Raw genomic sequence first — 11,934 nt, 5'->3', positions numbered from 1 at the left:
TCCTCGGTCGAAGGCTGTGAAATTAGACTCTAAAGCCGTGCTTCCCGCACACCCTTGGCCAGGTCCTTGACCAGGGCCAGCGGCGCCTCGGCCGAGCGGGTCTCGGCCAGGACGGAGACGATGGCGGAACCCACCACGGCGCCTTCGGCCAGCCGGGCAACCTCGGCGGCCTGATCGGCGGTCTTGATGCCGAAGCCGACGCAGACCGGCAGATCGGTATGGCGGCGGATGCGGCTCACCGCCTCTTCGATGGCGGCGCCGGTGGCCGAACTGGTCCCGGTCACTCCGGCGATGGAGACGTAGTAGACAAAACCCGAGGCATTGGCCAGCACCACCGGCAGGCGGGCATCGTCACTGGTGGGCGTGGTCAGCACGATGAAGTCGATGGCGGCGGATTTGAGGAAGGGCACCAGCTCGTCGGCTTCCTCGGGCGGCAGGTCGACGATAATCAGCCCGTCCACCCCGGCCAGGGCGGCGTCACCCGCGAACTTTTCCGGCCCCCAGGCATAGATGGGATTGTAATAGCCCATCAGGATGATGGGGGTGTCCTTGTCGGTCTTGCGGAACTCGGCCACCATCTCCAGGGTGACCTTCAGCGAGCCGCCCGCCGCCAGGGCGCGTTGCGCCGCTAGCTGGATGGCGGGGCCATCGGCCATGGGATCGGTGAAGGGCATGCCCAGCTCGATGATATCGGCGCCCGCGCCGGGTAAACCGTTCAGCACCACCTGGCTGGTGGCGCGGTCGGGATCGCTGGCGGTGATGAAGGTCACCAGGGCGGCGCGATTCTCGGATTTCAGCTTGGCGAAGCGGGCGTCCAGACGCTTGCTCATCAGACGAGTCCCCCCAGATGTTCGTCGCCCAGTGCCTTGGCGATGGTGGAGACATCCTTGTCGCCACGGCCCGACAGATTGATCACCATCAGGTGATCCTTGGGCAGCGAGGGCGCGATCTTGGCGGCATGGGCGATGGCGTGGCTGGATTCCAGCGCCGGAATGATGCCTTCCAGGCGGGTGCATTGCTGGAAGGCGACAACCGCCTCGTCGTCCTTGATGGAGACGTATTCGACCCGGCCGGTCTCGTGCAGCCAGGAATGTTCCGGCCCGATGCCGGGATAGTCCAGCCCGGCCGAGATGGAATGGGCCTCGGCGATCTGGCCGTCGGCGTCCTGCAGCAGATAGGTGCGGTTGCCGTGCAGCACGCCGGGCTTGCCCCCGGTGAGCGAGGCGGCATGCAGCTTGTCCAGCCCGTGTCCGGCGGCCTCGACCCCGATGATGCGGACGCTCGGCTCGTCCAGGAAGGGATGGAACAGGCCCATGGCGTTGGAGCCGCCGCCGATACAGGCCACCAGACTATCGGGCAGGCGGCCTTCCTGGGCCAGGATCTGGGCGCGCACTTCCTCGCCGATCACCGACTGGAAATCGCGGACCATGGCGGGATAGGGATGGGGACCGGCGACGGTGCCGATCAGGTAATAGGTGCTCTCCACATTGGACACCCAGTCGCGCAGCGCGTCGTTCATGGCGTCCTTGAGGGTGGCGGCGCCGGAGGTGACCGGCTTGACCTCGGCGCCCAGCAGCTTCATGCGGTAGACATTGGGCATCTGCCGTTCGATGTCGGTGGCGCCCATATAGATGACGCATTGCATGCCGAACAGGGCACAGACGGTGGCGGTGGCGACGCCGTGCTGACCGGCGCCGGTCTCGGCGATGATGCGCTGCTTGCCCATGCGCCGGGCCAACAGGATCTGGCCGATGCAGTTGTTGATCTTGTGGGCGCCGGTATGGTTGAGGTCTTCCCGCTTCAGGAAGACCTTGGCGCCGCCAAAGGCCTCGGTCAGGCGACGGGCGAAATACAGCGGATTGGGCCGCCCGACATATTGGGACAGCAAGTCGCGGAATTCGGCCTGGAAGGCGGGGTCGGCCTTGGCCTCGGCATAGGCCTTCTCCACCTGGAGGATCAGGGGCATCAGGGTCTCGGCCACGTAGCGGCCGCCGAAAATGCCGAAATGGCCGCGCTCGTCGGGTCCCGCGCGGTAGGTGTTCAAGCTGTGCATCTGAATCCGGTCAAGGCGGTGGCGCAAGGGCGTCAATAAAGCACGAAGAGGGCTATGAATCCATGCCCACAAGCGACTTGGCGAAGGCTTCGGCCTCGAACGGCCGCAGGTCGTCGGCCTGCTCGCCGACGCCGATGGCATGGACCGGCAGGCCGAACTTCTCGGCCAGGGCCACTAGCACGCCGCCGCGCGCCGTGCCGTCCAGCTTGGTCAGCACCAGGCCGGTGACATTGACCATGTCCTTGAAGATCTCCACCTGGGAATGGGCGTTCTGGCCGGTGGTGGCGTCAAGCACCAGCAGCACGTCATGGGGCGCGGTCTCGTCGCATTTCTTGATGGAGCGCACGATCTTGGCCAGTTCCGCCATCAGGTCGGCCTTGTTCTGCAGGCGCCCGGCGGTATCGATGAACAGCAGGTCGTCGCCGCGATTGCGGGATTCGGTGATGGCGTCATAGGCCAGACCGGCGGCGTCGGCGCCGTTCTCGCGGGAAATCACCGGACAGCCGGTGCGTTGCCCCCAGACCTTCAACTGCTCGACCGCCGCCGCGCGGAAGGTATCACCCGCCGCCAGGGTCACCGACAGCCCGGCATCCTTGTTCTGCTTGGCCAGCTTGCCGATGGTGGTGGTCTTGCCCGAACCGTTGACGCCGACCACCAGCACCACATGGGGCTTGCGGGAAGGGTCGATCACCAGCGGCCGGGCCACGGGGTCCAGGATGCGGATGATTTCCTCGGCCAGGGTCTGCTTGATCTCGTCGGCCGAGACATCCTGGCCGAAGCGGGTCTTGGCCAGATGCCGGGTGACCTTGGCGGCGGTGGCAACGCCGAGATCGGTGGTGATCAGCAGATCTTCCAGGTCCTCCAGCGCCTCGTCATCCAGCTTGCGCTTGGTGAAAAGGTCGCCCAGGCCCTGGGTCAGCTTGGACGACGACTTGGCCAAGCCCGATTTCAGCTTGCCGAACCAGCCGGTCTGTTCCGGTTCTTTGGCGGCCGGGGCCTCGGGGGTCTTCTTCTTGCCGAAACCAAAAAGACTCATGCCTGTTCCCCCAGCAACACGCCATCGGACAGTCCGATGATCCGGGCTTGGACGATGGTCCCGGGTTCCACCGTCAGACCGGGAATCCGAACCGGCAGATAATGCCCGCAATGGCCCTGGCCGTCTCGCTCGATCAGCACCGATGCCTCCGCGCCGATGCGTCCCGCCATGAATCCGGCCAGGGCGGCCTCGCCCTTGGTGCGCAAGGCGGCGGCCCGGCCCTTGACCACGTCGCCCTTGACCTTGGGCATGCGGGCGGCGGGGGTGCCCGGCCGGGCCGAGAACGGAAAGACGTGCAGGTGGCTTAGGCCGACCTCGTCCACCAGATCGAGGGATTGCTGGAACATCGCGTCGTCCTCGGTGGGGAAACCGGCGATGATATCGGCCCCCAGGGCGGCGTCGGGGCGGCGCTCGCGAATTGCTTTCGCAAGCGTAATGACGTCGGCGCGCAGGTGGCGGCGCTTCATGCGCTTTAAAATCGTGTCATCGCCCGCCTGGACCGACAGGTGGAAATGGGGCATCAGCCGGTCTTCCCCAGCGATGGCGGCCAGCAGGTCCTTATCCACCTCCACCGGGTCCAGCGAGGACAGCCGCAGGCGGGGAAGCTCGGGCACGGCGGCCAGCAGGCGTCGCACCAACTGACCCAGCCCCGGCGTGCCGGGCAGGTCGGCGCCATAGGCGGTGACGTCGACGCCGGTCAGCACCACTTCGTGATAGCCGCCCGCCACCAATTCCCTGATCTGCTCCACCACCCGTCCCATGGGCACGGAGCGGTTGGGGCCACGCCCGAAAGGGATGATGCAGAAGGTGCAGCGGTGGTCGCAGCCCTGCTGCACCTCGACGAAGGCCCGCGCCCGTCCCTCGAAGCCGGAGACCAGATGGCTGGCCACCTCGCGCACTTGCATGATATCGCCGACCACGATCTTGTCCGCGGGCGGGGCGCTGAAGATGTCGGGGCGCATCTTCTCGGCATTGCCCAGGATCTGGTCGACTTCGGGCATGGCGTCGAAGCTCTCGGGATGGGCCTGGGCGGCGCATCCCGTCACCACGATGCGGGCGTCGGGGCGTTCGCGCCGGATCTTGCGGATGGCTTGGCGGGCCTGGCGCTCGGCCTCGGCGGTGACGGCGCAGGTATTGATGATGACGGTCTCGACCCCCGCCTCGGTGGCGCGGGCATGTTCCTTCATCACTTCCGACTCATAGGCGTTGAGCCGACAGCCGAAGGTCAAGACCGTTGCCTTGGGTTCGCTCATGACAGCAGCGACGGGTCCAGCACCCCGGAAAAGGCGGTGGCCACCGGCCCGGTCATCAGCACATGGCCGTCGGGCAGCCATTCGATGGTGAGCGAACCGCCGTCCAGCACGATCTCGGCCTTGCGCGGGCTCAAGCCCCGCCGCGCCGCCGCCACCAATGTGGCGCAGGCGCCGGTGCCGCAGGCCATGGTGATGCCGGTGCCGCGCTCCCACACCCGCATGCGGATGCGGCCCAGGGGCGCGTCCGGCGGCGTCAGCATCTGGGCGGCCTCGATATTGGCCTTTTCCGGGAACAGGGGATGGTGTTCCAACTGCGGGCCGAGACGGGTGAGGTCCACGGAATCGGCGTCGTCGACGAAGAACACCGCATGGGGATTGCCCATGCTGATCCCCACCGGGTCCACCAGCGGGCCGATACCGATGCCGAGATGCAGGGTGTCCTTGGCCTCGGCCAGGGGAATCTCGCGCCAGTCCAGCCGCGCCAGCCCCATATCCACCGCCACCAGCCGCTCGCCCCGGCTTTCGGCGTCCAGCAGCCCGGCCCGGGTCTCGATCACTACCGAGTCGGAGCCGGATTCCGCCATCAGCAGGGCGGCGACGCAGCGGGTGGCGTTGCCGCAGGCGGCAACCTCGGAGCCATCGGAATTATGGATCAGCATGGTGGCGTCGCTGACCGAGCTGCCATTAGAACCGGTTTGGGGCGGCGCGATCACCACCAACTGGTCGCAGCCGATGCCGGTGCGGCGGTCGGCGATGGCGCGGATGCGCTCGGGGGTCAGGTCGAGGGCACGCGAACGGGCGTCGAGAACGACGAAATCGTTCCCGAGGCCGTGCATCTTGACGAAGGGCCAGTCTGTGCTCATGACCGGGTTATATGGGGCAGGCGGCGGAAGAGTCCAGCCTTGCCGTCGACACGGCGCCCCTATCCCAGGATTTCGGAGATGCTCGCACGCAGGGACAGCGTGTCTGCGTTGCCCAAGCGACCCAGGATTCGCAGCACCAGCTGTTGTTCCAAGGTGGCGAAGACCGGTTTGATCACCGAAGGCTTAAGCAGCCCCGCTCTGGCCCAATCCGTGACGGCGGTTTCGCGATAATCCGGGATTGCCCGGATTTGGCTCGTCACCGCCATCACCACCAGATCGGGACGTGCCGAATTGTATGCCAGGGAACTGACCACCACGGCGGGTCACTTCTTGGACGCGGCATGGCTGGTGAAGGGAAAAGGAACCAGGACGATATCGCCGAAGTCAAAGGGCATCGTAGGCATCGTCCTCTGGATTGCTCCAGACCCGGGCGAAGGCGGGGCCGCTGGCGGCGGCGGCGGCACGGGAAAGGGCGGCATCCTTCTCCCGCTGGCGGATGAAATCGACGAAGTCCTCGACCTCGGCCATGCGTTCCGGCGACAGCGACGCGATCTTGGCGAGAAGGGCTTCGGCGTTCACATGCATGGCCTGCATCCAGAAAAATCCCGACGATCCGGATGATATCATGCCCACAAGCCGCTTGGGACTCTCAGAACAGCGCGTACTGATTGGCGGGGACCGGCTTGCCCACCCGGCGGGCGGCGCTGTGGGGCGCGGCGCGGCGGGGGCCAGACTCGACCCGGGCCATGGGTTCGGGCCGGGCGATGGTCTCGGGGCGCTGGGTGGGGGTGGGCAGCGGATGGCTGGCGTCGGCCAGGCGCTCGTCCAGCTCGGTCTTCAGCGCGGTGGCCACCAGGGTGAGACGGCGGTTCTCCGCCTCCAGCCGGTCGTTGCGGGCCTTGATTTCGCCGAACTGGCCGTTCAGCTTGTCCAGCGCGGTGATGGCCTGGGTCAGGTCCGAGCGCAACGCCATCTCGGCGGCTTCGGCTCCGGCCAGGGTCCGCTGCAATTCCCGCTGGGTGGCGTCCAGCTCCACCTGCAGGCGCAGCATGGCGGCGGTGTCGGCCAGATTGGGCTGGGCGACGGCGGCGGCCACGGGCTGACCCTGGCGCAGGCGTTCGTTCTCGGAGCGCAAATGGCGGATTTCGTTGCGCAGGTCGAAGACGGTGTCTTCCAGATCTTCCAGGCGGGTGGGAGGCACCACCGGCCCCGAGTCCGACAATCGCGACGCCAGGGCGACGAAATCGAGCCCGGCATTGTCGAGCAGACGCTTGGCGGTACGGACCGCGTGCAGCGCCTCGGCGTCATTGTCCGAGGCGGCCATGGCCAGTACCTTGGCGAGTTTTTGAACGTCCATGCCGAACCCCTTGGAATCGCGGGATTCTGACGCAAGCGGAGTCCAGGATCAAACCATATTTCGTGGTTTCACGAAAAACAGGCGCAATATCAGCCGAGACGGACGTGTTTTCCGCTTTGCGGCGCCTCGGGATCGCGCAAGACATAGCCGCGGCCCCATACCGTCTCGATATAGGACTCGCCGCCGGTGGCGGTGGACAGCTTCTTGCGCAGCTTGCAGATGAAGACGTCGATGATCTTCAGCTCGGGCTCGTCGATGCCGCCATAGAGGTGGTTGAGGAACTGTTCCTTGGTCAGGGTCTGGCCCTTGCGCAAGCTCAGCAGTTCCAGGATGCCGTATTCCTTGGCGGTCAGGTGCAGCGGCTCGCCCGCCACCGCCACGGTGCGCGCGTCGAGATTGACCGACAGCTTGCCGGTATCGATCACCGACTGGGCATGGCCCTTGGAGCGACGCACGATGGCCTGGATGCGGGCCACCAGCTCGCCCTTGTCGAAGGGCTTGGTCAGGTAGTCGTCGGCGCCCGAGCCCAGGCCCTTGATCTTCTTGTCGGGTTCGGTCAGGCCGGACAGGATCAGGACGGGGGTTTCGATGCGGGCCGAGCGCAGGCGCCGCAGTACCTCGTAGCCGTCCATGTCGGGCAGCATCAGGTCGAGCAGGATGATGTCGTAGTCGTAGAGCTTGCCGATCTCAAGACCGTCCTCGCCCAGCGCCGTGGTATCGACCACCATGCCCTCGGCCTTGAGCATGGTCTCGATGACCTTGGACATCATCTTGTCGTCTTCGACCACCAGAACGCGCATGACTCGGTTCCCGGACCATTCTGTCTCCACCATATCTTAACCATAAGGGGGTATTCTGGCCAGTTCAAGGCGGCTAGACTTTTACCAGTCGAAAGTCGAGAGGCGTTTTTCGTGAAATTCCTGGTCCGCAACCTGATCAACGACATCGAACGGGTCTCCAACATCCAGGTCTATGGCCGGGTGGCGGCGGTCCAGGGCATGCTGCTGGAAGCGGGCGGGGTGCAGCGCACCCTGTCGGTGGGCGACCGCTGCAACGTGGTGGCCCGCGACGGCCGCAAGGTGATCTGCGAGGTGGTGGGCTTCCGCCAGGGCCGCGCCCTGCTGATGCCCTATTCCGCCATCGAGGGTATCGGCCTGGGCTGCCGCACCGAGGTCCAGGACGCCGAGCCGGTGATCTATCCCGACCGGGGCTGGCTGGGCCGCTGCGTCAACGGCTTCGGCGAGGCGGTGGACGGGCTGGGGCCGCTGCCCTCGGGCGATACCGCCTTTCCCATCCGCAACGCGCCGCCATCGGCCCATTCCCGCCAGCGGGTGGCGGGCAAGATCGACCTGGGGGTCCGGGCGGTCAACTCCTTCCTGACCTGCTGCCGGGGCCAGCGCATGGGCATCTTCGCGGGCTCGGGCGTCGGCAAGTCGTCGCTGCTGTCCATGATGGCCAAGAACACCTCGGCCGATGTCTCGGTGATCGGGCTGATCGGCGAGCGCGGCCGCGAGGCCCGGGAATTCATCGAGGATGATCTGGGTGAGGAGGGCATGAAGCGCTCGGTGGTGGTGGTCTCCACCTCGGATGAAAGCCCCCTGATGCGACGCCAGGCCGCCTATGTCACCCTGACCGTGGCGGAATTCTTCCGCGACCAGGGCCTGGACGTGCTGTGCATGATGGATTCGGTGACCCGCTTCGCCATGGCCCAGCGCGAAATCTCGCTGTCGGCGGGCGAGCCTCCCGCCTCCAAGGGCTATACCCCCACCGTCTTCGCCGAACTGCCCCGGCTGCTGGAACGGGCGGGGCCGGGCACCGGCAAGGGCTCCATCACCGGCCTGTTCACCGTGCTGGTGGATGCCGACGACCATAACGAGCCCATCGCCGACGCGGTGCGCGGCATCCTGGACGGTCATATCGTGCTCGATCGCGGCATCGCCGAACGCGGCCGCTATCCCGCCATCAACATCCTGAAAAGCGTGTCGCGAACCATGCCCGCCTGCAACAACGAGGAGGAGAACGCCCTGGTACGGCGCGCCCGTTCCCTGCTCTCCACCTATGAGGACATGGCGGAACTGATCCGGCTAGGGGCCTATCGCCGCGGCACCGATCCGGCGGTGGACGAGGCCATGCATTATTATCCCGAGCTGGAAAGCTTCCTGGGCCAGCGCAAGACCGACGCCACCAATCTGCATGGCTGCTACGCCCAACTGGCGGAAATCCTCGGCATGCCGTTCGAGGGCGACGGCATGGGGCGGAAATAGCATGGCGGCGCCTGAGGCCATGATCTGATGGCCGCCAAGGGCCTCAAGACCCTGATCCGCCTGTCCAAGTGGAACGTGGACGAGAAGCAGCGCATCCTGGTGGCGTTGCAGGGGCGCGAGGACGAAATCCTCGACATGATCCGCCGCGAGGAGGAGCAGCTGAAGGAGGAGCAGCGGCTGGCCTCGGAGGATTCCACCGGCATCGGCTTCGCCTACGGCAATTACGCCAATGCCTGGCTGAACCGGCGCCAGCAGCTGTTCAACGCCCTGGAGGCGGTGCGCGAGGAGATCATCCGCGCCCGCGACGCCCTGGCCGAGGCCTTCAACGAGTTGAAGACCTACGAGATCACCCAGCGTGAACGCGAACGCCGCGCCCAGGCCGAGCGCGACAAGAAGGAACAGAACTTCATGGACGAGATCGGCCTCAACCTCTATCGCCGCAAGGGACGCGAGGAGAGCTAGGGTTTGTCCGGTTTAGGTGGAAGCACTCTCTCCACTCGTCATGGCCGGGCTCGACCCGGCCATCCACGGACCCCCGGATCAAGTCCGGGGGTGACGACAGGGAATACCGATTCCACCAGACTCCACCCTATTCGCTGGTCCAGCCCTCGGGCTCGCCCACCGTGTTGGGGATGCCTTCCTCCGGCTGATTGAAGCGGGCGCGCCGGTCGGGCAGGCAGCGCCGGTCGGCGAAGGCGCTTCGGCCGCAAGCATGGCACAGAACCAGGACTCCGTTCTCGGCGGGGTGAAGCTCCACCTTCGAACCGCAATTCTCGCAATGCTCCAGGGATGGACACTGTGAGTCCATGGCCTCATCCAGCCGATGCGACATCTGGTCGAGTCCGGTCTCGATGGCGGTTTCGGTCCGTTCGACCCGGGTCAGTTCGGTGAAGAGCTGGCGAATGGCGCCCAGTGCCGCCATCACATCGCCATGGACCTCGCGCATTTCGTCGCGCAAGGCGCGAATTTCCGTCAGGACGGTCTGGGTATCGCCCTCGGCATCGGCTGGTGGCTTGCTGTCCATGACATTCTTGCTCCCTCCCCTGGACAATCAGCATAGCGCCAAGGGCAGGGAAAGCGATAGCGCACATCCGGTTAGTATCGGGGAGATCCGGGGTTAAGGGCCGACGGGGGCCTCGCATCTTCTATGGACGGAGGCCCCCGTCGCCCGTGGCGGCCCCGCGCTCCGAATGGGGGGGAGGGTAGCGCGGGATCGACCGTTACGCCGCGGTCTCCCTGAGATTGGAGCGCGGTGGGTCATCGATCGGCGACGGCGGAGTGGGGGGAGCCGCGACGATCGACCACCGCGGACTAGAATAATTCAACCGCTGCATGGCGGCAAGAATTTTGAGACGTTCTAATACCCACATAATTTATGAGGACCTATGTCCAAATGGAGATGGTCCGCGTGCAGCCGGTTGTGGTTGGGCGTCAGCACAACGTTGAAGTGCTCGCACGACGCCCGCGCCACCGCCTGGAGGAACTCGCTGCGCTTGCCCGCGCCGCGCCAATCCTTCTTCACCGAGATGACGGTGCCGTCCGCCAGTTCGAAGCCGCCGATATCGATGGCCTGGCCCTTGGCGTGTTCGGAGGGACGGCCGCCCCGGCTTTCGCCCTTGGGTGTACCGGCGGCGGCCACGGTGGCTTCGGTGCGGCGGTTGCGGCAGTCATAGGTGCCCATATGGAGCAGACGGACCACCTTTTGGCCCAGCACGCTTTGGGCGGCGGGACCCACCACCTGGGTCTCGAAGCGGTCCACCACCCGGGCCATGGCGCACGACATCAGGCCGGGCTTGTTCCAGCCGATCTGGGAATCGGCGCTGACCTTGACCGGATTGGCGATGCTGCACGATCCGGCGGGCATGGCCGCCTGGGGTTCGAAGGCGACGCGGCGGTCGCGCAACTCCTTGAGGCAGGCGGCATCGGGGTCGAGAACCGGCGGCGGCGGCGCGGCGGCGCGCATGGGCGGCGCGGCACAGGCCCCCAGCAGCAATATTCCGACGATGGCGATGAGGCGTCCCAGCGACACGGCGACGATTCCGAAACGGCGATCCCTTAGGGAATCTAGGGAACCGCCGCCGGAAAGTCACGTATTTTCTATGTGTTAGGCGCCGTTAGTTCACCTTAAAGGTTAAACAAAGGTTAATCAGCCCAGCTTGACGGCGGTACCGTTGGCCGAAACCATCAGCATGGTCTTGGAGCCGCCGCCGACCACTTCGTAATCCAAGTCCACCGCCACCACCGCGTCGGCGCCCAGGGCGGCGGCGCGGGCATGCAGGTCGGTCAGGGCGGCTTCCTTGGCCTCGGCCAGGATGTTCTCATAGGATTTGCTGCGGCCGCCGACGATGTCGCGCACATTGGCCAGGATATCGCGGAAGATATTGGTCCCCATGACGGCGTCGGCCGAGACGATGCCCAGATAGGCGGTAATGCGGCGGCCTTCGACGCTTTCGGTGGTGGTGATGATCATGCGCCCCTCCAACAGTGATGAAAGCGTGATCATATCCTTGACCGGACGGCTTGGCTGTCCCCAAACTCGCCCTTGCAAAAGAAAGCTCAGGACCGTCGCCATGACCGAATCCGTTCCCATCGGTATCGTTACCATTTCCGACCGCGCCAGCCAGGGGATTTACGAGGACAAGGGCGGCCCCGCCATCCATGCCGAGCTGAGCCGCTTCCTGTCGACGCCGTGGCGGCCGGTGGCCCGCGTCATCGCCGACGAGCAGCCGCTGATCGAGGCGACCTTGAAGGAATTGGCGGATGTGGAGGGCTGTGCCCTGATCGTCACCACCGGCGGTACCGGCCCGGCGCCGCGCGACGTGACGCCGGAAGCCACCGAGGCGGTGTGCGAGAAGATGATGCCGGGTTTCGGCGAATTGATGCGCACCGAAAGCCTGAAAGTGGTGCCCACCGCCATCCTGTCGCGCCAGACCGCCGGAATCCGGGGCCGCAGCCTGATCGTCAACCTGCCGGGCAAGCCCTCGGCCATCAATGACTGCCTGGTGGCGGTGATGCCGGCCATTCCCTATTGCATCGACCTGATCGGCGGGCCGTTTATCGACACCGATCCGGCGGTGTGCAAGGCCTTCCGCCCCAAGACGAAGTAGG

At 65.8% G+C, this 11,934-nt stretch carries 15 protein-coding genes; 3 read left to right on the top strand and 12 right to left on the bottom strand.

Annotation, left to right across the window (positions count from 1 at the left end):
* Nucleotides 1–29: 29 nt before the first annotated feature.
* The 9 genes from trpA to ctrA all read right to left on the bottom strand — a co-directional run bounded on the left by trpA (nt 30) and on the right by ctrA (nt 7,362).
* Complete coding sequence (gene trpA, locus A6A04_RS10830; RefSeq protein WP_068492701.1) at nt 30–830, bottom strand: tryptophan synthase subunit alpha; 801 nt, start codon at nt 828–830, stop codon at nt 30–32.
* Nucleotides 830–2,053, bottom strand: a complete 1,224-nt coding sequence (gene trpB, locus A6A04_RS10825) for a tryptophan synthase subunit beta (protein WP_068492699.1) — start codon at nt 2,051–2,053, stop codon at nt 830–832. Before trpB ends, trpA begins: the two co-directional genes overlap by 1 nt.
* A 52-nt stretch (nt 2,054–2,105) precedes the next feature.
* Nucleotides 2,106–3,089, bottom strand: coding sequence for a signal recognition particle-docking protein FtsY (ftsY, locus tag A6A04_RS10820; RefSeq protein WP_068492696.1), 984 nt, complete (start codon nt 3,087–3,089; stop codon nt 2,106–2,108).
* A complete protein-coding gene (mtaB, locus tag A6A04_RS10815; RefSeq protein ID WP_068492694.1) occupies nt 3,086–4,342 on the bottom strand; it encodes a tRNA (N(6)-L-threonylcarbamoyladenosine(37)-C(2))-methylthiotransferase MtaB in 1,257 nt (418 codons plus the stop codon). Before mtaB ends, ftsY begins: the two co-directional genes overlap by 4 nt.
* The gene (gene dapF / locus A6A04_RS10810) at nt 4,339–5,205 is read right to left on the bottom strand and encodes a diaminopimelate epimerase (protein ID WP_068492692.1); all 867 of its coding nucleotides are present in this window, start codon (nt 5,203–5,205) and stop codon (nt 4,339–4,341) included. The genes mtaB and dapF overlap by 4 nt, the downstream gene beginning before the upstream one ends.
* Before the next feature lie 59 nt (nt 5,206–5,264).
* On the bottom strand, nt 5,265–5,522 hold the full coding sequence (locus A6A04_RS10805; RefSeq protein WP_216636092.1) for a hypothetical protein: 258 nt from the start codon (nt 5,520–5,522) through the stop codon (nt 5,265–5,267).
* 67 nt (nt 5,523–5,589) lie between these two features.
* Nucleotides 5,590–5,790 (bottom strand): hypothetical protein, encoded by a 201-nt coding sequence (locus tag A6A04_RS10800; RefSeq protein ID WP_068492900.1) that lies wholly within the window; start codon nt 5,788–5,790, stop codon nt 5,590–5,592.
* Nucleotides 5,791–5,854: 64 nt separating this feature from the next.
* Nucleotides 5,855–6,562, bottom strand: a complete 708-nt coding sequence (locus A6A04_RS10795) for a metalloendopeptidase (RefSeq protein ID WP_068492690.1) — start codon at nt 6,560–6,562, stop codon at nt 5,855–5,857.
* Nucleotides 6,563–6,651: 89 nt separating this feature from the next.
* Entirely contained in the window at nt 6,652–7,362 is a 711-nt protein-coding gene (gene ctrA / locus A6A04_RS10790) for a response regulator transcription factor CtrA (RefSeq protein ID WP_068492688.1), read from the bottom strand.
* A 111-nt stretch (nt 7,363–7,473) separates the two neighbouring features.
* On the opposite strand from ctrA, the gene fliI reads away from it, so the two are divergent.
* A complete protein-coding gene (gene fliI, locus A6A04_RS10785) occupies nt 7,474–8,826 on the top strand; it encodes a flagellar protein export ATPase FliI (RefSeq protein ID WP_068492686.1) in 1,353 nt (450 codons plus the stop codon).
* A gap of 27 nt (nt 8,827–8,853) precedes the next feature.
* Nucleotides 8,854–9,288: a flagellar export protein FliJ gene (locus A6A04_RS10780; RefSeq protein WP_068492684.1), complete on the top strand. Its 435-nt coding sequence runs from the start codon at nt 8,854–8,856 to the stop codon at nt 9,286–9,288.
* Between the two features lie 127 nt (nt 9,289–9,415).
* On the opposite strand, the gene A6A04_RS10775 is transcribed toward A6A04_RS10780, so the two are convergent.
* The 3 genes from A6A04_RS10775 to A6A04_RS10765 form a co-directional block, all read right to left on the bottom strand.
* Nucleotides 9,416–9,850 (bottom strand): hypothetical protein, encoded by a 435-nt coding sequence (locus A6A04_RS10775; protein ID WP_068492682.1) that lies wholly within the window; start codon nt 9,848–9,850, stop codon nt 9,416–9,418.
* A 333-nt stretch (nt 9,851–10,183) separates the two neighbouring features.
* Entirely contained in the window at nt 10,184–10,855 is a 672-nt protein-coding gene (locus tag A6A04_RS10770) for an extensin family protein (protein WP_068492680.1), read from the bottom strand.
* A gap of 117 nt (nt 10,856–10,972) precedes the next feature.
* Nucleotides 10,973–11,296, bottom strand: coding sequence for a heavy metal-binding domain-containing protein (locus A6A04_RS10765; RefSeq protein ID WP_068492678.1), 324 nt, complete (start codon nt 11,294–11,296; stop codon nt 10,973–10,975).
* Between the two features lie 100 nt (nt 11,297–11,396).
* Between A6A04_RS10765 and mog the strand changes: the two genes are divergently transcribed.
* Nucleotides 11,397–11,933, top strand: coding sequence for a molybdopterin adenylyltransferase (mog, locus tag A6A04_RS10760; protein ID WP_068492675.1), 537 nt, complete (start codon nt 11,397–11,399; stop codon nt 11,931–11,933).
* Nucleotide 11,934: the final 1 nt, after the last annotated feature.

This window comes from Paramagnetospirillum marisnigri (genome assembly GCF_001650715.1).
Lineage (GTDB): Bacteria > Pseudomonadota > Alphaproteobacteria > Rhodospirillales > Magnetospirillaceae > Phaeospirillum > Phaeospirillum marisnigri.
This window is presented reverse-complemented; position numbering and strand designations above follow the sequence as displayed.